Source organism: Rhodanobacter sp. FW104-R8 (genome assembly GCF_001617365.1).
In the GTDB taxonomy this organism is placed as follows: Bacteria; Pseudomonadota; Gammaproteobacteria; order Xanthomonadales; family Rhodanobacteraceae; genus Rhodanobacter.
In genome coordinates, this window is sequence record NZ_LVJR01000028.1 from 1 (window position 1) to 19,736 (window position 19,736).

A 19,736-nucleotide genomic window follows, 5' to 3' on the forward strand; every position below is an offset into this window, starting at 1 on the left:
GGCTGCCGCAAAGCCGACCATCCATAGATCATGGCTATGAAGTCTGACGCAGGACGGTGCTTCTCAACAGCCTGCCAGGTCGCCACAAATTGCACAAAAATCAAGATGCCCCGAAATGGGATGCCGGCGAATTCCCTTAACGAAAATTCATTTTATTTTCAGGTTGCTTTTAGGTCGAGCGGCTATTAGGTGGCGACTGGTTTCGTGTAGTCGAAGTTACCGGGGGAGCAGATTGTCGTTGTCGGGCGACCGGAATCTTTGATCGTAGTGTCCCGTCTGGAACCATTCGGACATACCGTGGAAGGGGTTAAATCATGAAAAGCAAGCATACCGTCGCATCTGCGATGCTGCCGGTTGTGACGGCATTTTCGTCACGGTCTGTCTCGGTGCCTAAGTTCGTGGATGATCCAGAGTCGCTATCGGGTATGGGTACCCACACCCGACCATTCCTACAACGGCCGCTCGCGCGCGCCATATTCATGATCGTGGCGGGGCTCATGGCCACCGCCGCCGCTGCGCACGCCGCGGACCTCACCAGCGATTCCCTGGCCGCCGCGGCCGCGGGCGGGACGGTCCCTCAGGCTGCCGATGCCGCGCAGCCGCCCGCTGCGGCGGGCTCGGTCGCGCCGCCCGTCGAGCAGCCAAAAGTCAAGCGGCTAGAAGCCGTCACGGTCACCGGTAGCCTGATCCAGGTCCACAGCCGCAGCGAAGAATCTTCCAGCCCGCTGGCGACGATCGGCATCGACCAGATCGCCGCCGCCGGCCAGGTCTCGCTCGATTCGGCGATCGGCCGGATGCCGCAGTTCGCGGCCGCACAGGGCCAGAGCGAGGTCGGCGACGTACAGGGTGCCACCGGCTTTCAGGGCGGCCAGTCCTACGCCGACCTGCGCGGCCTCGGCGCCGAGCGCACCTTGGTACTGCTCGACGGGCAGCGCCTGGTGCCGACCAACCCGAACGGCGCCGTCGACCTGAACTTGATTCCGATGGCGCTGCTCGAGAACGTCGACGTGATCACCGGCGGCGCCTCGGCCACGTACGGCTCGGACGCCGTAGCAGGTGTCGTCAACTTCCGCCTGCGTCAGGACTTCCAGGGCATCCAGCTCTCCGCCCAGACTGGGGGGAGCACCAAAGGCGGTGGCCAGGAAAACAGCGCCAGCGTCCTCATGGGCAGCAAGTTCGCGGACAACAAGGGCAACGCGGTCATCGACCTCGAGTACAACCAGCGCGATGCGATCACCGGTGCGGACCGCACCTTCTTTTCCGACCCCTTGAATTTCAATCGTGCCGTGCCGCGCGCGCCGGAAGGTATCTTCAGCGCCGGCGAGCTTGGTGGAAATATTCCGGTTTCCGCGGTCAACGCCATCCTGGCCGGCTACCCGGGCACGACGCCGATCGCCGGCACCGGCAACTACGGTGGCTACATCGGTCTGAATAGTAACGGCACCCTGTTCACCACGCGCGCCCCGGGCAACTGCGTGCAGAACTACCAAGGGCCGGTGGGCAAGATCCCGGGGCTCGCGATTTCCCCGAACTGCACGACGATCAAGAACTACCTCGGGAAATACTTCTTCGTGCAGGTCCCGTCGCATCGCCTCAATCTGTTCTCGAAGGTCACCTACAAAATCAACGAAGGCCTTGAGGCCTATGCGCAGATAAACTTCATGAGATCGACTGCCACGGATAACAACGGCCCTGCGTTCGCCGGTCCTGGCAAGTTCGTCTACGTGCCGCAGAACAATCCATTCGTGACGGGCAATGCGGCGCTGATGTCCCTACTCAATGCCCGCACCGCGACGACCGCTGGCGGCTCCCCGAGCACCGGGCCGCTCGAGATGGAAGCCTGGTTGACCGGGCTCGGGCCGCGCATCGAGAGCTTCCGTTACAACAACTACCAGCTGACCGCCGGACTTAATGGCTGGTTCGGCTGGTCGAGCTGGAAGTGGAACGCGTTCGCGTCGTACGGCCAGACCAACTTCAACAACGATCAGCAGAACAACGTCAATCTGCCGGCGCTCGAGAATGTCTTGTACGGCACGGCGAACTACGTTGGTTCCAATGGCAACAACTGCGTCGGTTACGCCTGGAATCCACTCGGTAACCACCAGCTGAGTCCCGGCTGTCTGGCGTACGTCACGGGCACCGCGCATAACAACATGGTGCTCACGCAGGATTACTTCCAGGGCACCGTCAGCGGGGACCTCGGGGACCTGTGGGCAGGGACTGTTGAGGCCGCATTCGGCGTCGATTACCGCGCTGACCGGTTCAACTACCAGGCCGATTCGGCTCTGAATCCGGCGTTCAACGTGATGCCTTCGCCGATCCCTCCGGACATCATTTCCCCGTCATACGACCTGATCGGTTCGACGGGTGGCTCGATGAATGTGGGCGAGGTGTTCGGCGAGCTGAGTGTGCCGCTGCTGAGCGAAAAGCCGTTCGTGAAGAACCTTTCGCTCGACCTCGGCGAACGTTATTCGCATTACGATCTGTTCGGCGGCGAGAACACCTGGAAGGCGAGTCTGCGCTGGCAGGTTGACGATGCGTTGATGTTTCGTGGAGGGTTCAACCGCGCGATTCGCGCGCCAAGCCTGCAGGAGCTGTACAACCCGACCGTGCAGGCGCAAGACAGCATCAATGGCGATCCATGCGAAGTCGGCAGTCTGCAGCGCAGCGGTCCGAACGCCGGCCAGGTGGCGGCACTGTGCCAGGCGCAGGGCGTGCCCGCGTCGGTGTATCCGTCGTTCACCTACGGTCTCAATTCGGCGAACGGCATCATCACCGGCAACACCGGCCTGCAGCCGGAGAAGTCCGATACCTACACGTTGGGCTGGGTGCTGACGCCGCACTTCGAGGCGCCGATGGCGCGTGACATCGGCATGTCCCTTGACTACTACCACACCTCGATCAAGGGCGCGATCGCGGGCGTGACCCTCGATACGGTCCTGCAGAACTGCTACAACGCAAACAACTCCAATCCGATCTACTCGGAGAGCAACGCCTTCTGCCAGCGGATCACGCGTGATCCGAACACCGGAGCTATCACGCTTGGCCGGGAGTCCTCGGAGAACATCGGTTCGTATGTCACGACAGGCGTGGACATGGAGGCTCACTGGGGGTTCCCGCTGCATGATCTGGGGCTACCCCTCGGTGGCCGGGTGAAGCTGCAGACGTTCCTATCGTACGTGCACTCGCTGACGATCTCCGGCGTGCCCGGCGTTGCGGCCAGCAACTACGCGGGCTCGATCGCCGATACCAGTACGGCGTTGGCCGCCGATGGCTCGAGCATCTCCGATCTGTCGCATCCGAGGTGGAAGGCGAACACGACGTTCGGTTACTCCATTGGGCCGGTATCGGCGGCGCTGCACTGGCGCTACATCTCTGGGATGGCCGACCTGATGGGCGGTGCAGGTAGCGGCTATCCGGGCGTGCCGGCCTACAACTACTTCGACCTGGATGCTCACTGGCAGGCGACGCACAACATCATGCTCACAGCGGGCGTTACAAACCTGACCGACAAGGCCCCGCCGCGGATCGCGGGCGCACCACTGCTGACGGATGCAGCGACCTACGATGTCGTGGGACGCACGTACTTCATCGGCTTCAAGGCCAAGATATGAAGTAGGGCGCATGTCCCGGTTCCGGCTGTGTGTCCCCACGCGCAGTCGGAGCCGAGCGACAGCCGCTTCATGGCAACGCTGAAAGCGTCTCCCGCGACCGACGCGCCCAGTGCGTTTATCGCACCCACATATAGAGGAGCGCGCCGAACAGGGCTCCGCTCGGCAAGGTGACCACCCATGCGAGCGCGATACCGGCAACCACCTTGCGATTCACCCCGCTCGGCCCGCTGGCCCCCGCGCCGGCCAATGCACCAACGGCGACATGCGTGGTTGATACCGGCAGGCCATTGAAGCTCGCCGTGCTGACCAGCAGGCTGGTCGTCATGCTCGCCGCGAGCGAAGCGCCAAGGTCCAGATGGGTGATCTTGTCGCTCATGGTACGAGCCACCCTGCGTGCGCCGAGCAGGCCCCCCAACAGCATCGCGATCGCCACGGCAAACACTGCCGTGTGGCTGTCGAGCAATGCGATGGGCAGCAACAGGGCGGCAATCTTCGGTGTGTCGTTGAGCCCGCGAGCGAAGCCTACGGCGCCCGCGAGAAGGAAATGCAGCGCGTTGACCACCCCGGTGGCATCGAAGCGCACGAAGACGCGCGTGCCGTCGTTGACGCATTCCGTCGTGCTTCCGGCACGCAGAACGACTGTGTCCCGCACCATCACGCCTTCGGATGTGGTGATCGCGCCCTGCTCGACGCACAGGCAATCGACACGTTTCTTCGCCGCGTGTGCCGCCAGCCAGCGCGTCAGCGGAGCGATGAGGAACGCGGGAACGATTGCGATCAGCGGACTGGCCAGCAACGGGAGCAGGAAACTCTTGCCCAACGAGGCGAAATGCACGTCCATCCCGGCGGCGACCAGGCCGGCACCGCTCATCGCACCGATCAACGCATGCGTGGTCGAGATGGGCAGTCCGCGCCAGGATGCCAGTGTGATGGTCAGGCCGGCACCGCCTGCTACCGCGAAGGCGAAGCCGGTTTGCGCGGCGATGTCGGGGGATACCAAGCCGACACCCGTAAATGTCTTGAGCAGCGTCTGGGCGAGGTAGAGCGAACCCAACGAACCAGCCAGCGTGGTGATACTGGCCCAACCAAGGCTGGCCCAATAACCCACGGTGCGGCTGCCATACAAGGTGGCTACGCCCTTGAAGTTGTCGTTGGCGCCGTTGGTCGCGGCCAGCAGCAGTACGGTAATGAACAGGGCAACGGTCATGCATGGACTCCCGCCAACGAGGTTTCATCTGTGATGGCGAGCAGCCAGGCGTGCAGCGTGCGCTGTGCCGGCAGCAGGTCGGGCAGCGCCGCCAGTGCCTGGATCAGTACGGGCAAATCCGCTGCGTCGTCGGTATCCGCGAGCATGGGCAAAGTGCCGAGATGGCCGCGCGCCGCCAATGCATCGCGCAACTGCATGGCGGTATCCGGCCGTGAATAGAGCACGCTGAGCCAGGCGTTGCGGTCGACTGGTTCGCGGCCGCCGAATAGCCAGAAACCGCCGTCAGCGGCATCGCCCAGCACGAACGGACTGTCCCCGGCATTCAGTACGGCCAGCGCACGCCCGAGCAAGGCCGGCGTCAGCTGCGGCGCATCGGCGCCAATCAGCAGTACGCGCCCGTGGCGAGCCTGGAGCTCGCTATAGACATGGTGCAGGCGTTCGCCAAGGCCGCCCTCTCCCTGCCAGACATGCGCAAAACCCGACCACATCCGGTGCGCCGCCGGTTCGATTTCGGCAACCGCCCAATACGGAACCAGCGCCGGCCGGCAACTGCGCGCCACGGCAGCCGTGGCTGCAGCAGCCAGCCGATGAAAATGCGTGGCTTGCGCCGCGCCGATCGTGGCGGCCAGGCGCGTCTTCACCGGCGAGAACCCGGGCGTCTTGACGAAAATGGCCAGCGCCGGTGTCATGCCCGCCTTCTGCGCAGCTCGCGCCATGCCGGCCATGCCTGGGCCGCAGTCAGCCGCCAGTGCCTGAGGGTGGTGGACAGCCAACCTTGCCGGGCGTATTTGCGCGCGCTGGTTTCCAGTGAGGCGGGAATCCGGCGCAACGGGATGGCAGCATGGCGTGCTGCCCATACCAGCAGGTGATCTTCGCCATAGCGGGCCAGCTCATCGAACCCATGCAGGGCCTGAAACCGATGCCGGGGCAATACCAGCCCCTGGTCGCCGAACGGGAGTCCGAGCCAGCGGGCACGACAATTCGCGCCGATGGCGTTCAATACGGTCCACCGTGGGCCATCGCGGCGAAAGGCCAACTTGAACCAGCCCAGCGCGTCGGCATCCTCGGCCATGAACCGTTGCAGTTCGCATAGCGTGTCGGAGCGCAGGCGAGAATCGGCATGCAGGAACCATAACCAGTAGCCACTGGCCAGGCGCGCGCCCAGATTCTGCTGCCGCGCGCGGCCCGGTGCGGTACGACACTCGCGATAGCGTAGCCGTGCAGGCCAGCTTTTCGGCGGCGGCCGGGATTCGTCGTCGGCGCACACCACGATCACTTCACTGCCGGCCGGCAAGGCCGCCAGCTGCAGCAGCAGGCCCTGCCACTCGGTCTCCCCGGGGGCCAACGGCACCACCACCGACAGCGAGCGTCGATCACCGCGATGACGAGTGTTCATCGGCATCGCGTCAGCAACAGGTCGATGTGTTCGCTGACGCGGCCGGTGCGCAGTCGAACAGGCCGAAGTGCCGGCGCTTGTTGCCGTCGATGCGGAAATGGGCCGCGTAACGACTGCCGGCCAGCATGTCGGCACTGTTGCCGCAGACCCGCAACGGCTTGCCGCTTTCGAACAGGTGATGGTCGTCCAGCGCGAACCGGTGCGGATGCGCCGGTATTGTGCCGAGGTAGGTCGCAGACTGGCCGTAGTCCTCGCAGCGATCCTCCAGCGACAGCTTGAAAACCCGCCAGGTGATCGACTCGAAATGGGCAAAACCGATCTTTTGCTCGATCGCCTCGTCGGTCAGTGCGATCGGGCTGCGCACGCACACCCGTGCGTCGGCCACGCCGAGTTCGCCCAGCAGGCGGCGAAAATCCTCCACGTACAGCGCGCCGGCCAGGCATTCACCGAGCAATACCGGATCGGCCAGCAGCTCGCGCGGCAGCCGGCGGTCGCTGTAGACGTCGGAGAAATACAGCTCGCCGCCGGGTTTGAGCACACGCAGGATCTCGGCAAATGCGCGGCGCTTGTCCGGCACCAGGTTCAGCACGCAATTGGATACCACCACATCGACCGACGCGTCAGCAACGCCGATTGCCGCGAGGTCGGTCAGATCGCCCAGACGAAACGTGACATTGGAACGGGCATGTCCAAAGGCCTGCGCGTGAAAGTCGCGATGCCGCTCGGCGACGACCAGCTGCTGCGCCGTCATGTCGACGCCGATGACATGACCCCGCTCGCCGACCAGCTTCGACATCAGGTAAGCATCGCGACCACTGCCGCACCCCAGATCCAGCACCGTCATGCCGTCCAGCGCCGGCGGCAGTGGCGAGCCACAACCGTAGAAACGGTCGCGTACTTCCGGGTGCAACTGGGCCAGGATCGCGCGCAGGTGTACGGGTATCGCATCGATGCTGCAGCACGCCGCGGTGCGCAAGTCGTTGCTGGACTGCAGGGTTTCGCCGTAATAGCGGCGCACCGCCGATTGCTGCTCTTCGGCAGCGCCGCCGATTTCGTGTTCCAGGTCCATGTTCATGTCAACGATCCTCCACAGGAGCTGCCCGCACCGGCGGTGCAGCCATAACAATGATTGGCAAAAGCGATCGGCTCGCGTTCTATGTCCGTCAGCCCCGCGATGTCCCAGATGCTGCGCCGCCGGCCACCCTGCGGCAGGTCCAGCGCCTGGTTGAAATCGCAGTCGTACAACTGGCCGTCCCAGCTCACCGACAGCAGGTTGCGGCACATTACGCCCGGCGCGGCCTGCGGGTTGAACGCATCGAGCAGGGTGTGCATGTAGGTTTCGTAACGACCCTCGCGTTCCAGCAGATGCAGGAAACGCTTGATCGGCATATTGGTGATGGTGAACAGGCGGTTGAACACGATGCCGAAGTGCTCGGCCAGTTCGCGCCGGTAGGTTGTCTCCAGTACCGCCTGCGCCGGGGGCAAGCTGGCGCCCAACGGGTTGTAGACCAGATCCAGTTCCAGCCCGGAGCCAGCGTGGCCGTAGCCGAGCGCATTGAGCTGGCGCAGGGCGCGCAGGCTGGGATCGAACACATGCTGACCGCGCTGCCTTTCAACGTTGGCCTTGCTGTAGCACGGCAGCGAAGCGACCACCTTGACGCCCTGCGCGGCCAGGAATTCCGCGGTGTCCTCCTGTCCCGGGCGAAACAGTACGGTCAGGTTGCAACGGTCGATCACGGTCCTGCCCAGCGCGCGCGCCTCGCGCACCAGGGTGCGGAAATGCGGGTTGAGCTCGGGCGCGCCGCCAGTCAGATCCAGCGTGTGCACCGCAGGCGCATGAGCCATCAGTTCAAGGATGCGATCAACGGTTGCCGCCTGCATGATTTCAGTGCGTTTGGGGCCCGCCTCGACGTGGCAGTGCTGGCAGGCCAGGTCGCACAGCTTGCCGACGTTGACCTGCAGGATTTCCAGCGGCAGGCGCGGCAACGCCAGCCCATGCTCCCGCAGGGTGCGGGCAAACGATGGCAGTGACAAAGCAAGAACAGCGTTCACGTTAGATATGCCTCACTGAGTATGCTTGGGCCATTCGCCAACGATCCGGGTCGATGGTGTCCTGCACGAGTCGCGTCGACGCCGCCACAAGACGCTGGAGCAACGATGTCGACGCGCTCGACGGCATCGGCTCAGTCACCGCCACTACGCCGGGCAGCATCGGAACGGCGAACATGTGGAGGTGGACCCTTCGACACATCACGGCAGGCTCACTTCAGCCGCCAGGCGTGATAGCGCGCCAGCCAGCCCAGTACCCGCTCGGGCGCATGCGCCTTCTTCCAGTTGCCGGCGGCGTACTTGTTCGCCTCCGCCCAGGTCGGATAGGCGTGGATGGTGCCCAGGATCTTGTTCAGGCCAAGCCCGTGGCGCATGGCCAGCACGAACTCGGCCAGCATCTCGCCGGCATGCTGGCCGACGATGGTCGCGCCGAGGATGCGGTCCTTGCCGGGCGGGGTCAGGATTTTCACGAAGCCGTGCGCCTGATCCTCGGTAATGGCGCGATCCAGCTCGTCCAGTTCGTAGCGGGTGACTTCGTAAGCGGTCGCCCGTTCCCGCGCCTCGCGCTCGTTGATGCCGACGCGCGCCACCTCGGGATCGACGAAGGTGACGGCCGGAATGACCGAGTAGTCGGCGCGGAAGCGACGAAACTGGCCAAATAGCGCGTTGACGGTGGCATACCAGGCCTGATGCGCGGCGGTGTGCGTGAACTGGTACGGGCCGGCGACATCGCCGCAGGCATGGATGTTGGGATACAGCGTGGCCAGGTACGCGTCGGTCGGCACCGTGGGCGCGGCAGCGATGCCCAGTGCCTCCAGGCCGAGGCCAGCCGTGCGTGGTTTGCGACCCACCGCCACCAGCAACGTGTCGAAATACAGTTGTGCGCGCTGGTCTCCGGCCTCACACACCAGCACATGCCCATCGCCGAGCGGCTCGACGGCTACGGCCTTGTGGCCGATGCGCACGTCCACCCCATCGGCGCTCAGTCGGGCCTGCACGAAGGCGGAGACTTCGTCGTCCTCGCGCAGCAGCAGACGGTCGAAGGCCTCGACCTGGATCACGGCCGACCCCAGCCGCGCAAAGGCCTGCGCCAGCTCGCAACCGATGGGCCCGCCGCCGAGTACCAGCAGATGCCGGGGCAGTTCACGCAACTGCCACAGCGTCTCCGAGGTCAGATAGCCCGAAGTGGCCAGGCCTGGAATCGGAGGCACCAGCGGCTCGGCACCGGAAGCGATCACGATGGCGCGCGTGCTGATCGGCTCGCCGTCGATTTCCACCACCCAGGGCGACACGATGCGCGCGTGGCCGCGCCGCACGTCGACACCCAGTGCACGGTACCGCTCGATCGAATCGTGCGGCACCACCGTGGCCACCGCCTTCCGCACGCGCTCCATGACCGCCCGGAAATCGATCCGCACCTGGCCCGTCTCCACACCGGCCCGCGCGGCACCACGTGCCTGCGCCGCCATCCGGGCGGCATGGATCAGCGCTTTGGACGGCACGCAGCCGGTGTTGAGGCAATCGCCCCCCATCGCCTGCTCTTCGACCAGCGTGACCTTCGCGCGCACCGTCGCGGCAATGTAGGCACTGACCAGCCCCGCCGAACCCGCGCCGATCACTACCAGGTTGCGGTCGAACCGCTTCGGTTTCGGCCAGCGCCCATAGGCCCGGCAGGCTTTCATGCGGGCGACGATCCATCGTGACAGCAGCGGAAATACGCCAAGCAGCGCAAGCGATCCGAGCATCCGGGGCGACAGGACACCCGACATGGATTGCAGCGCAGCCAACTGCGTACCCGCATTGACGAAGACCACCGTCGCCGCCAGCATGCCGACCTGACTGACCAGGTAGAACGTGCGCGTTGGCAACATGGTCAGCCCCATCAGCAGGTTGACCGCGAAGAAGGGAATCACCGGAACCAGCCGCAGCGTGAACAGGTACAACCCGCCTTCGCGCCGGATGCCTTCGTTGATCGCATGCAGGCGTTTGCCGAAGTGCTGCTGCACGGCATCGCGGAATACGAGGCGGCTGGCCAGGAACGCCAGTGTCGCCCCGATGCTGGAGGCAAAAGATACGAGCAACGTGCCCTCCAGCAGCCCGAACAAGGCGCCGCCCGCGAGCGTCAGCAACGTCGCGGCGGGGAGCGAAAAGGCCGCAAACGCCACATACACAAGAAAGAAGGCTGCCGCGAGGGATACCGGATGGGCCTGGCGATAGCCATCCAGCGCGTGCTGCCGGCCCTTCAGCGCCTCCAGACTGAACTGATGCTGCAGACCCAGCGCGAAGAAGGCGACTACCACGCCAAGCAGCCCGACGAGAATCAGTGACCGGATGAGCGTGGTCTTGTTTTTCATGCGTCGAATGACCGAAGGAAACCGAATGGCGTCAACACGACCGACCGGCGCTCATGGAGTTCTCCGCCATGCGCTGGGGCGGCGCGGGGCAACTCAATCCTTCAGATACTCCTGGACCATCTGGCGACCGCGGTGAATGCGGCTCTTCACTGCCTGGCGCGTCAGCAGCAGCCGGTCGGCGATCTCGGTAATCGAAAATTCCTCGAAATCGCGCAGGATTATCGCTTCGCGATACTTGTCCGGCAACGACTGGATGGCGGCCGCCAGATCGCGGCGCAGATCGAAGCGGTCGGTGTAAGTGAAAATGGGGTGATCCGACTCCGGCAGTTCGACCTGCCCGCGCATCGAACGCAGCAACCGCTGGCATTCCCGTCGTACGATCGAAAACGTCCACGCCGGGAACGCAGAGATCGTGCGCAACGCGCCAATGCGTCGGTAGATCAACAGCAGTGATTCCTGCACCGCATCGTCCGGATCCACGCTGCTCGCGCATTGCGACTGGGCGATACGGCGCAGGCCGGGACGGCACAAAATCAACAGCTTCTCCACGGCAGCGAGGTCGCCCTGACGTGCGGATTCCAGCAGTATGGGGTCATGTTGCATGGGGCACCTCGCGATGGCAGCTCGATGATGTGGTGCAGGAATGGCCCTACCACATTCACCCTATAGAGGGAACCAATACCCGAAAGGATTCAAAATCGGCGTCGAGCCGCCACGCCGCGGTGAAACACATCCGGGTCTGGCCTAAAGGGCCGGGCGGCGACCGATGGGCCAGAACCTCACCAGCCACCGATCGAGCGACAGGCTGCCCGGCCCCCATGCCACGAGGGCCAGCAGCATCAGGGCCCATATCTTGTGGTCGTTGAAATCGCTACCCATCAGCCCGGTCCAGAAACCGTGCGGCCACAGATCGGGATAGGAAGTCACCGCCATGATGTTGTAGATGAACAAGAACGCGGCGGTGAGTCGCCCGCCCAGCCCCAACAGGAGGAACCAGGGCAGGATCAACTCGATCCAGGTGCCGAGGAATGCCGCAGCGTCGCCGGACAGCAGCGGCACGTGATACTCGTTGTTGAACAGGTAGGACGTGCCGGAGGGATCTTCGAACTTCACCACGCCGGCCCGCCAGAACGCCAACGCCACCCAGACCCGGAACAGCAGCAGGGCGAGCGGCCCCAGCCCCGAAAACACGTGGACGAGTCGCTCATAGCGATCCCCTGTCCAGGCAAGAAACTTGTTCATGTCCCGCTCTCCTCGTCGATAAATGCCACGATCAACCCCTGCGCAAGCAGATCCCGCAGGCAGGGTTCCGGATCGAAGCCGTCGTCCACCTCGGATGCCACCCGACAAGCCGACGCCATATCACGCCCATCGGCCAGCGCCTCGATGCAGCGGAAGGTGGCCGGATCGACGGTCGTCATCGCCACGTCGCCGCCGTCGCGCCACAGCAGCACATGTTCGCCGTTGCCCTCGAGTTTCAGTGCTGGTCCATCCGGCATCCGGCACCAGTGCCAGATCGTCAGTACGGCGTGATCGCTGCGCAGCCTCTGCAGGCTCGGATGCAGGCGGACGCGCAGCCGGTCCGGCGCCACCGCGGCCGCGTCGGCACCCATGGCGGCACTGACGGACACGGCATCGGGTGCCAGGGCAGCGACCTGGCGCAACCAGTCCAGGCGCGCCACATCCGCCAGATAGCCCAGCGCCCGCACCTCCGGCATGGTGGCGATGAACCCGGCCAGCGAGCCGCCGAACTGCTGCAGGTTGCCGCAGGTCGAAGGGTGCTGCAGTCGATAGCGCTCCGCCATGGCCTCGAAAAACGCCTCGCCGACCAGGGCCAGCACGGTGGGATAGCTGTCGCGCAAGGCCGCCGTCAGGGTTCCGGCCACCGCGTGCCGGTAGATACGCAATCGCGCCGAAGGCTCGAGTCCGGCACCATCGACCCACGTTGCCGCGGCGTCGCCTCGCCCCAGCAGGGCGTCGACGAAACCTCGCTGCAGCTCACGCAATCGCGGTGCGGCAGGCATGCAGCCTCTCCTCGGCCCGGCCGGCTTCGGCCAGCAGAACTTCCAGCTCGGGAATGTCCTGATCCCATTCGATCAACGTAGGCTGCGCACCGCACAGCTCCAGCGCCTCGCCGTAAAGGGCCCAGACTTCGTCGGCCACCGGCCGGCTATGGCTGTCGATCAGCATGGGAACGGGCAGATGTCCCTTCCGGATGAAGCCGGCCAGGTGTATTTCGCGCACTGACGCATGCGGCATGGCACGCAGATAGTCATGGGGGTCGAACCCGTGGTTGATACTGTTGACGTAGATGTTGTTCACGTCCAGCAACAGCCCGCAACCGCTGCGACGGACCAATTCCGCCACAAACGCGGACTCCGGCATGTCCGCGTCGCGAAAGCCCAGATAGCTCGACACGTTCTCTACCAGGAACTCGCGCCCCAGCGCCTCCTGTACCTGCGACACCCGCGAAACCATCAGCGCCAGCGCTTCCTCGGTGAAGGGCAATGGCAGCAGTTCGTTCATGTGCGCGCCGCCGAACGCCCCCCAGCAAATATGGTCGGAAACCAGCGCCGGTTCGTAGCGATCAACCAGTCTGCGCAAGGTGGCGAGATGCGCCTGGTCGAGGGCATCGGCCGAGCCCAATGACAAGCCGACGCCGTGCAGGCTCAGCGGATAGTCGGCACGAATGCGCTCCAACGCGGCGTGCATGGCGCCACCTGCGCCGAAATAGTTCTCGCTGTGCACCTCGAACCAGGGTACGGGTGGCCGCTCGGCCAGCACGCGTTCAATGTGCGGGGCGCGCAACCCGATCCCGGCAGCCGCCGGGACCGGTCGCTGCACGAAGGGCAGCACAGGGTTCATCGCGTTGCTCAGCCCTTGTCGGCCGGACTGGTCGAGCCGCCGTCGATCTTCTCGCACAGGCCGGCCGGTACCGCGACGAACGCGCTCGGGTCGCGCGCCTTGCTGTCCTGGCCGGCGCAGGAATGCCCCGGCGACTTGCAGTCGTTCTTGTGGGCCGCATTGATGCCGTAGCACTTGGTCATGCCCATGTCGCCGGCTTTCGCGCCGCCGGCACCGGCAGGTGCCGGCGCAGCAGTGGCCATCGCGGCGACGCCGAGCGTCAGGGCGCCGACCAGGGCCGTTTTCAGCAGGTTCTGGCTGTTCATGATGCGCATCTCCGTAGAGTGAACCGGATCTTTCCGGCAACCCATAGAGCACCTGATCAGGCGAAAGGATTCATTCGCCCGGAACCCGGTTCGCCGTGCATTCGTGAATCGGATGCATCGGTTCGAATGCCGCGCACTTTGCGGGAGCCGCAAGTCGACCCATGGGGTTCCATCGCGACGGTCCCCGCGGACGCCGCAAACGATCGAAGTGATTCCGCTGCCCGCGGCAATCCACCCCTCGTCGCCTTGGTCCGACGGCGCTACGCGTTGAGCTTCGCGTCAAGCGCGATGGCCTGGTGAGAGAGGATTTCCAGCCGGGTGTCCTCGAGTACCGCACGCCCTTTCCAGGCGGACAGCATCGTGTCACGCGCTCCGAGGATCATGCGGATCTCGTCCATGCAGAGCGCGACGACGCACTCCAGCACGGTGTCGATCGCATCATGGCCGGTGCGCAGGCGCATGTCGGCGAGGATCCGCGCGGTGGCGGATGCGCTGAGCATCAGGTCGCCGGTGACCCAGCTGTTGACCGTGAACAGGCTGACCGGAAGCCCCTTGGCATCCATCCCGATGGCCAGCAAGTGCCGCGTGGCGACCTGCCTGCCGGGGTTGCCTGTCAAGGCCGCAAAGGTCCGCTCCGCCTTTGACTGCATGCGCCGGGACCAGAGTGGGCGGCGGGCGAACAGGTGGAAATGGCCGTGCTCGGCAGCCGCCGGCCGATCCTCCGGCGAATGCGAGTGGTAGAACCACTGGTAGCCGCCGTCCGGGTCGATCGAATCGTCCTCGGGATAATGCTGCCACTGGCGAGGCACCTGGCCCCCGAGCAGATCGTGCAGCAGGTGTTCGCCGCGCGTCGCGAGTACCGCGTACGTGTCGAGCAAGCGCCGGCCGGCGAGCCCTGTCCGGCGCGCGGCCGGGTTCGGCGATCGCCGGCCAGGCGCGGAGGCCATCAGTGCTGGGCCGCACACTTCGGCGCACACTTTTGGGCACCGCACTTCGGCGCACATTTTTGGGCACCGCACTTCGCGTGCATGGAGGCATGCTTCTTGATGGCGTGGCGCTTGTTCGGAGCACACTTGCCTGCGCACTTCGCGCCGCACGCGGCCATGCCAGACGCGGGATGGCAGGTTTCCTGGGCGCCGCCCATGCTGGTCGCCGCAACAGGAAGGGCGACGATGGCGGCGGTCAAGGCGGCCAGCGAAGCCAGCTTCAAGGAATTTTTCATAGGGATCTCCAGGTTGAGGTGTCGAAACAAGGCAGAGACTTTTTGGTCTCGAAGGAGAGAGGCGGCCTTGCGACGAAAAGATTCAAACCTCGAACGAACATCAATGCTCATCGCGCCGCATATCCCGCAGGAACGACTGGAATTCCGGTGACTCTCCGAGCAACTGCCCCGCCAGGGCGCGCAGGGCATCCACCTGGGCGGAGCGCAGATGAAAGGCGGTCGGCATCGCATTGAAGCGCTGCCGCTCGGCGGGGTCGGCGATCTGGTTGAACGTCAGTACGGCGAAATCGACCTTGACCCCGGGTTCGCCCGGTGGGCGCATGGCACTGACGTGCCGGGCCCACATCAGGAAGCCATTCTTGGCGAGGGAGACGGTTTCGGTGTTGAGGATGCCCAGTGACGCATCGAATGAGGCGCGCACCGTATTGATCAGACCCGGTGCGCGACCCTCCACCGACCACGCATAGGGCGCGTAGACCTGCGCGTTGGCGACGATGACCAGGACGTGCCGCACGCGGTGCAGTTGTTCCGGCGTGAACGCACCCGCCATGTTCGGCACATCACCATATTGCGCGACAGGGCTCATCATCGAACCACGCACGCCGAGGTTGTCGGTCACGCCGCCATCGACGAGGCGCAGGATCGGCATCTGCTGCGGATCGTCGTAGCGCGAAAGCGCGCGGGCTACGGCGTAGCGACGGTCCAGCATGTCGTCATGCGCCAGTGACTCGGTCACCCACGACTGGTGGCGTTGCGGGCAATCGGGGTAATTGCGCAGGGCGATCGGCGCAAACGGCCCCGGTACGGCGGCCGACGCCATCACCGCGTTGGCCACCGGATAGGTGGACAGGTCCGAGCACAGGAAATCAAACTGCTGCTGGATGAAGGAAAACGTCGTGGCGTTGTTCAGGTCGCTCGCGTTGAGGATGATCATCGGCAATCCGGCCGGCGACATATCGGCGAAGGTCTTCCCTTCGAGCAAAGTACGATCGAGGTAGGCGGCCATCAGGTCGCTGCGACTGTAATGGCGACCGGCGATCGATAGCAGGTGATCGGGGCGCCACAACAGGCCCAGCAGTTCGCCCTGCCAGTCGCGGTACAGAAACCGGAACCGGAAGTCACGGAAGATGCGGTCGCCGAACAGGCCGTAGTAGGCCGCCGTATAGCTCCCGCCGGAAACCGACGTGATCACGTCCACCAGATTCAGCAGGGGCGTCCGTTGCCCTCCTGCCATCACCTCGGTATCGCGCAATTTTTCCAGCACGCCATAGCTGAAGGCGGCCGCACGGGTACCACCGCCGGAAAAAGCGAGTACGACGAAGGTATCGCGGATGGCGTGTGGAAAGCGCGTCCCGAACTCGTAGCGATCCTCCACTCCGACCGGCTTGATCCGGGTATTCCACGTGCGCGTCGCACAACCCGTCGGCCCGGCCAGGAGCAAGCCGAGCAACAAGAGTCTGGACAGGCCGCGCAACAAGTCATGCGTCGCGTCCCTCCTGGCAGGCCCTTCACCTGAATCCGCCATGATGCCCTCTTGCGCATGTCCCCTTTCAGGACTGCACCTTGACCCCTCGCCAGAACGCGACGTGACCGCGGATTTCGGCAGCCGCCGGTTTCGGATCCGGGTAGTACCAGGCCGCGTCGGAGTTGATGTCACCCTCGACGATGACATCCAGGTAACTGGCCGTACCTTTCCAGTGACACACCGAATGGTGGTCGCTTTCGCGAAAGTTCTCCCGCTTGAGCGATTCGCGCGGGAAGTAGTGGTTGCCCTCGACCACGATCGTATGGGCGCTTTCTGCAATGACGGTGTCTTTCCACACTGCACGCATGACACTTCTCCTCGCTGACGGCGCACCATTCGGCGCCCACGGTCCACTGCTGGATGGCATATGCACCTTGATCCTTCCCGGCAACGCCAGGCGCACTCGTACTTCCAACGAACGCAACCACCTCAAATCAGATCGGAAGATTCCCGCGCCGGCAGCATACCGGCCGGCAGGCGAGTAATCCGAAGGATGGCCCTCGCCACCCGGCCAAGAGGCGAAGCCTGCTTCGTAGAGTCGACGGGCAAGCAAAAGGATTCACCACGGCGGGCAGATCACGAAGAATCTTCACGTATCGGCGCCGCGACGGTTCATGCGCTTCGTCATGGCGTCTTCATGTCCACGCCGACCAGCAGCATCGTCTCGCCGAGATTCGGCTTCCGGGTGCCGCCGTTGGAGACATGCCTTATCAGGATGGCGAAGCCGTGCCGGGACCAGCCCAACGAACTCACAAATTGCTGAGTGCTGCTCAAGGCTTTCGTCCGTGGCGCCGCTGCCCCCAGCTGAAAGCTGAAAAACATGTGGTGCCAGAGCTCCGGCAGACGAATGCCTGCCGCAGCAACCCAGACACTGCGGTCGAAATCTCCTCCCTGGTGCCGGCGGGCCGCCACGTAGGAGAGTCCCATGTCGGGCTGCACTTCGAGGCCTTTCCATGAGCGCGTGGTACCCAGTCCATCGTGCATCGAGTATCCGGCCCCGCCAGCGCGATCAGACGACCGACGATGGGCGAGGGCGCGCACAGCGGGTCCGGTAGGCTCGGAATTCACAGTCCGTGAGCACGGGGGGATGGCGGTGAACTCCCTCTGCCGCTGTGCAACGCCCTCACCCGCATAGAGCAGGCAAACCACCCATCGGATTCATTGGCGCCTCACGACGACCGCGAGGCGCCCGGCGAACGCCCGTGAATGCGCTTGAAGGCGCGACTGAACGCGGCCTCCGTCGCATAGCCGGCGATCACCGCCGCCTCGGCCACGCTGACGCCACGCTCGGCCAGCGCCGACTGTGCCTGCTGCATGCGCAGGCCGGTGACGTAGTCCATGGGAGTGACCCCGACCGCCTGGACAAACCGTCGCGCGAACGCGGCCCGCGACAAATGTGCGGTGTCGGCGAGGGCGGCAACCGTCCAGGGATGCTGCGGATCATGATGCAAGGCCAGCAGCGACGCACCCAGGGAAGGATCGGACATCGCGCTCAACAACCCCCGTTCCACGGTGCCCGAGGTCACGCACTGTCGCAGTGCGTACATGAACAGCGCATCGGACAGCTTGTCCATCAGCAGCATGGCGCCGGGGCCGTTCTGCTCGGCCTCGGCGATGATCAACTGCAGCAGCGCCGCCGGCGCTCCGGACGCCATATTCTCCGGCGTCGGGTTGTGTCGAAGCAGCATCTGCGCCGGCAATGAAGCCAGCAACACTTCGGCCAGTGGCGAGTCAAACTCGAAGTAACCGCACAACAGCAGCGTGCCGACGGTGTCGTCAGCGTCACGCGGAGCGATCAGGCAGTGGTCCTGCGGGCGGATGAACAACACCGCGTCGCCGGCCTGCAGCGCCACGTCGGCCGCGCCATCGTCCGTGCGCAGCACACAGGAGCCACCAGCCACCAGATGGAACATCGCCTTGCGCTCGTACTCACCGTCGAGGGTCCACTGCCCGCAGTGGGCAGTCCGATGAAACACGCGTGTCTGCAGGCGCAGATGGCGCATCAATTCGCTCAGTTCGTCCACGGCAGCTCCAGATCAAGACGCAGGGACAAGCATGCGCGCGCTGCGGGCATGGCTGCCGCCCCGGCCGGTTGTCAAAGTATGCCCGGGGCCGACGCGACATCCGATCGGCCGCACATCCAACCACCAAGGAGTATGACCCATGAGCGAATTCACCTTGCAAACTCCCGACACGGCTCCCGGGGCGGCGCGCGCGCTGCTGCAGGGCGTGCAAAAGCAGATGGGCTTCGTGCCCAACCTGTATGCCAACCTCGCCAATGCGCCAGCGGCGCTGGAGGCCTATTTCGGCCTGTCTTCGCAGTTCGACAAGACGTCATTCAACCCGGTGGAACGCCAGGTGGTGCTGTTGACCGCCAGCGTGGAGAACGGCTGTGAATTCTGCGTCGCCGCCCACTCGATGATCGCGCGCAAGGTGGCCAAGGCTCCCGATGGCGTCGTCGATGCGTTGCGAAACCGCACCACGGTGCCGGACGCGCGGCTGCAGGCGCTGTCCTCGTTCACCCGCAGCATGGTGAAGGAGCGCGGCTGGGTCGCGGGGGCGCCGCTGGAAGCCTTTCTCAAGGCCGGGTTCACCCATCAGCAGGCGCTGGAAGTCGTGCTGGGCGTCAGCATGAAGACGCTGAGCAACTACGCCAACCACTTGACCGGGACCTTGACCAACAAGGAATTCTCCAGCGAAGCCTGGCATCGCCCAGCGTAAGCGCGGTACCCGAACGCCGTTATGTGGACAGGTCGGTCAACCCGATCGCCACCACTCCGATTGGGCAGTGCCATCCGCGCGTGCCGCACTGCCCGCCCTTCCTAGGAAGCACGAATGATCAAAGCAAGCGTGATGTACCCGTACGCCCCTGGAGCCAGGTTCGACCATGCGTACTACCGCGAGACACACATGCCCCTCGTGAAGCGCCGCATGGGCGAGAGCTGCAGGTACTACTCGATCGACAAAGGGCTGGCCGGCGGATCGCCCGATACGGCACCGACCTATCTCGGCATGAGCCACATCTTCTGCGACTCGGTGGAGGCGTTCCAGGACGGCTTCGGGCCGCACGCCGCCGAACTGCTGGAAGATCTGCGCAACTTCACCGATGTTGCCCCGGTGATCCAGATCAGCGAAGTCCTGGTGGAGCGGGGCTAGGAGGACCGTTCCACCCGGTGGAATCAGGCATGACGCGCAAAAA

The 19,736-nt window shown here is 64.6% G+C and carries 20 protein-coding genes; 3 read left to right on the plus strand and 17 right to left on the minus strand.

Features of this window, described 5'->3' with window-relative positions:
* Positions 1 to 314 precede the first annotated feature (314 nt).
* Positions 315 to 3,614, plus strand: coding sequence for a TonB-dependent receptor domain-containing protein (locus RHOFW104R8_RS08820; RefSeq protein WP_082823573.1), 3,300 nt, complete (start codon positions 315 to 317; stop codon positions 3,612 to 3,614).
* 115 nt (positions 3,615 to 3,729) lie between these two features.
* Here RHOFW104R8_RS08820 and RHOFW104R8_RS08825 read toward each other — a convergent pair whose 3' ends face one another.
* From RHOFW104R8_RS08825 to RHOFW104R8_RS08905, 17 genes are all read right to left on the minus strand, one after another.
* Positions 3,730 to 4,821: an inorganic phosphate transporter gene (locus RHOFW104R8_RS08825; RefSeq protein WP_068094017.1), complete on the minus strand. Its 1,092-nt coding sequence runs from the start codon at positions 4,819 to 4,821 to the stop codon at positions 3,730 to 3,732.
* On the minus strand, positions 4,818 to 5,510 hold the full coding sequence (locus tag RHOFW104R8_RS08830; protein WP_235604369.1) for a DUF2064 domain-containing protein: 693 nt from the start codon (positions 5,508 to 5,510) through the stop codon (positions 4,818 to 4,820). The genes RHOFW104R8_RS08825 and RHOFW104R8_RS08830 overlap by 4 nt, the downstream gene beginning before the upstream one ends.
* Positions 5,507 to 6,217: a glycosyltransferase gene (locus RHOFW104R8_RS08835; protein WP_068094066.1), complete on the minus strand. Its 711-nt coding sequence runs from the start codon at positions 6,215 to 6,217 to the stop codon at positions 5,507 to 5,509. Before RHOFW104R8_RS08835 ends, RHOFW104R8_RS08830 begins: the two co-directional genes overlap by 4 nt.
* A gap of 10 nt (positions 6,218 to 6,227) precedes the next feature.
* On the minus strand, positions 6,228 to 7,292 hold the full coding sequence (locus RHOFW104R8_RS08840) for a methyltransferase domain-containing protein (protein WP_068094010.1): 1,065 nt from the start codon (positions 7,290 to 7,292) through the stop codon (positions 6,228 to 6,230).
* Positions 7,289 to 8,269 carry an arsenosugar biosynthesis radical SAM (seleno)protein ArsS gene (gene arsS / locus RHOFW104R8_RS08845; protein ID WP_068094007.1) on the minus strand — a complete coding sequence of 327 codons (981 nt, stop codon included), beginning with the start codon at positions 8,267 to 8,269 and terminating at the stop codon, positions 7,289 to 7,291. Before arsS ends, RHOFW104R8_RS08840 begins: the two co-directional genes overlap by 4 nt.
* 209 nt (positions 8,270 to 8,478) lie before the next feature.
* A complete protein-coding gene (locus RHOFW104R8_RS08855; protein WP_068094001.1) occupies positions 8,479 to 10,620 on the minus strand; it encodes an FAD-dependent oxidoreductase in 2,142 nt (713 codons plus the stop codon).
* 93 nt (positions 10,621 to 10,713) lie between these two features.
* Positions 10,714 to 11,223, minus strand: a complete 510-nt coding sequence (locus RHOFW104R8_RS08860) for an RNA polymerase sigma factor (RefSeq protein WP_068093997.1) — start codon at positions 11,221 to 11,223, stop codon at positions 10,714 to 10,716.
* A gap of 141 nt (positions 11,224 to 11,364) precedes the next feature.
* Complete coding sequence (locus RHOFW104R8_RS08865; protein WP_068093995.1) at positions 11,365 to 11,862, minus strand: DoxX family protein; 498 nt, start codon at positions 11,860 to 11,862, stop codon at positions 11,365 to 11,367.
* Positions 11,859 to 12,626 (minus strand): DUF2063 domain-containing protein, encoded by a 768-nt coding sequence (locus tag RHOFW104R8_RS08870; RefSeq protein ID WP_235604370.1) that lies wholly within the window; start codon positions 12,624 to 12,626, stop codon positions 11,859 to 11,861. Before RHOFW104R8_RS08870 ends, RHOFW104R8_RS08865 begins: the two co-directional genes overlap by 4 nt.
* A complete protein-coding gene (locus RHOFW104R8_RS08875) occupies positions 12,619 to 13,485 on the minus strand; it encodes a DUF692 domain-containing protein (protein ID WP_068093989.1) in 867 nt (288 codons plus the stop codon). The genes RHOFW104R8_RS08870 and RHOFW104R8_RS08875 overlap by 8 nt, the downstream gene beginning before the upstream one ends.
* 8 nt (positions 13,486 to 13,493) lie before the next feature.
* Positions 13,494 to 13,790 carry a DUF2282 domain-containing protein gene (locus tag RHOFW104R8_RS08880; protein ID WP_068094061.1) on the minus strand — a complete coding sequence of 99 codons (297 nt, stop codon included), beginning with the start codon at positions 13,788 to 13,790 and terminating at the stop codon, positions 13,494 to 13,496.
* A 260-nt stretch (positions 13,791 to 14,050) separates the two neighbouring features.
* The gene (locus RHOFW104R8_RS08885; RefSeq protein WP_235604371.1) at positions 14,051 to 14,668 is read right to left on the minus strand and encodes a DUF6969 family protein; all 618 of its coding nucleotides are present in this window, start codon (positions 14,666 to 14,668) and stop codon (positions 14,051 to 14,053) included.
* 68 nt (positions 14,669 to 14,736) lie between these two features.
* Positions 14,737 to 15,123, minus strand: coding sequence for a hypothetical protein (locus tag RHOFW104R8_RS16935; RefSeq protein ID WP_235604372.1), 387 nt, complete (start codon positions 15,121 to 15,123; stop codon positions 14,737 to 14,739).
* Entirely contained in the window at positions 15,113 to 16,537 is a 1,425-nt protein-coding gene (locus tag RHOFW104R8_RS08890) for a patatin-like phospholipase family protein (RefSeq protein WP_068093983.1), read from the minus strand. The genes RHOFW104R8_RS16935 and RHOFW104R8_RS08890 overlap by 11 nt, the downstream gene beginning before the upstream one ends.
* 25 nt (positions 16,538 to 16,562) lie before the next feature.
* Positions 16,563 to 16,844, minus strand: coding sequence for a DUF427 domain-containing protein (locus RHOFW104R8_RS08895; protein ID WP_068093981.1), 282 nt, complete (start codon positions 16,842 to 16,844; stop codon positions 16,563 to 16,565).
* Positions 16,845 to 17,161: 317 nt separating this feature from the next.
* Positions 17,162 to 17,521, minus strand: a complete 360-nt coding sequence (locus RHOFW104R8_RS08900; RefSeq protein ID WP_068098852.1) for an acyloxyacyl hydrolase — start codon at positions 17,519 to 17,521, stop codon at positions 17,162 to 17,164.
* 185 nt (positions 17,522 to 17,706) lie between these two features.
* A complete protein-coding gene (locus tag RHOFW104R8_RS08905) occupies positions 17,707 to 18,561 on the minus strand; it encodes an AraC family transcriptional regulator (protein ID WP_068093975.1) in 855 nt (284 codons plus the stop codon).
* Positions 18,562 to 18,700: 139 nt separating this feature from the next.
* On the opposite strand from RHOFW104R8_RS08905, the gene RHOFW104R8_RS08910 reads away from it, so the two are divergent.
* Positions 18,701 to 19,258, plus strand: a complete 558-nt coding sequence (locus RHOFW104R8_RS08910) for a carboxymuconolactone decarboxylase family protein (protein WP_068093972.1) — start codon at positions 18,701 to 18,703, stop codon at positions 19,256 to 19,258.
* A 114-nt stretch (positions 19,259 to 19,372) separates the two neighbouring features.
* The gene (locus RHOFW104R8_RS08915) at positions 19,373 to 19,693 is read left to right on the plus strand and encodes an EthD family reductase (protein WP_068093970.1); all 321 of its coding nucleotides are present in this window, start codon (positions 19,373 to 19,375) and stop codon (positions 19,691 to 19,693) included.
* The last annotated feature ends 43 nt before the right edge of the window (positions 19,694 to 19,736 follow it).

Coding starts and splice junctions, on each gene's coding strand:
- RHOFW104R8_RS08820 (WP_082823573.1), top strand. CDS start 315: ATGAAAAGCAAGCATACCGTCGCATCTGCGATGCTGCCGGTTGTGACG.
- RHOFW104R8_RS08825 (WP_068094017.1), bottom strand. CDS start 4,821: ATGACCGTTGCCCTGTTCATTACCGTACTGCTGCTGGCCGCGACCAAC.
- RHOFW104R8_RS08830 (WP_235604369.1), bottom strand. CDS start 5,510: ATGACACCGGCGCTGGCCATTTTCGTCAAGACGCCCGGGTTCTCGCCG.
- RHOFW104R8_RS08835 (WP_068094066.1), bottom strand. CDS start 6,217: ATGAACACTCGTCATCGCGGTGATCGACGCTCGCTGTCGGTGGTGGTG.
- RHOFW104R8_RS08840 (WP_068094010.1), bottom strand. CDS start 7,292: ATGAACATGGACCTGGAACACGAAATCGGCGGCGCTGCCGAAGAGCAG.
- RHOFW104R8_RS08855 (WP_068094001.1), bottom strand. CDS start 10,620: ATGAAAAACAAGACCACGCTCATCCGGTCACTGATTCTCGTCGGGCTG.
- RHOFW104R8_RS08860 (WP_068093997.1), bottom strand. CDS start 11,223: ATGCAACATGACCCCATACTGCTGGAATCCGCACGTCAGGGCGACCTC.
- RHOFW104R8_RS08865 (WP_068093995.1), bottom strand. CDS start 11,862: ATGAACAAGTTTCTTGCCTGGACAGGGGATCGCTATGAGCGACTCGTC.
- RHOFW104R8_RS08875 (WP_068093989.1), bottom strand. CDS start 13,485: ATGAACCCTGTGCTGCCCTTCGTGCAGCGACCGGTCCCGGCGGCTGCC.
- RHOFW104R8_RS08880 (WP_068094061.1), bottom strand. CDS start 13,790: ATGAACAGCCAGAACCTGCTGAAAACGGCCCTGGTCGGCGCCCTGACG.
- RHOFW104R8_RS16935 (WP_235604372.1), bottom strand. CDS start 15,123: ATGAGCATTGATGTTCGTTCGAGGTTTGAATCTTTTCGTCGCAAGGCC.
- RHOFW104R8_RS08890 (WP_068093983.1), bottom strand. CDS start 16,537: ATGGCGGATTCAGGTGAAGGGCCTGCCAGGAGGGACGCGACGCATGAC.
- RHOFW104R8_RS08895 (WP_068093981.1), bottom strand. CDS start 16,844: ATGCGTGCAGTGTGGAAAGACACCGTCATTGCAGAAAGCGCCCATACG.
- RHOFW104R8_RS08900 (WP_068098852.1), bottom strand. CDS start 17,521: ATGCACGATGGACTGGGTACCACGCGCTCATGGAAAGGCCTCGAAGTG.
- RHOFW104R8_RS08910 (WP_068093972.1), top strand. CDS start 18,701: ATGAGCGAATTCACCTTGCAAACTCCCGACACGGCTCCCGGGGCGGCG.
- RHOFW104R8_RS08915 (WP_068093970.1), top strand. CDS start 19,373: ATGATCAAAGCAAGCGTGATGTACCCGTACGCCCCTGGAGCCAGGTTC.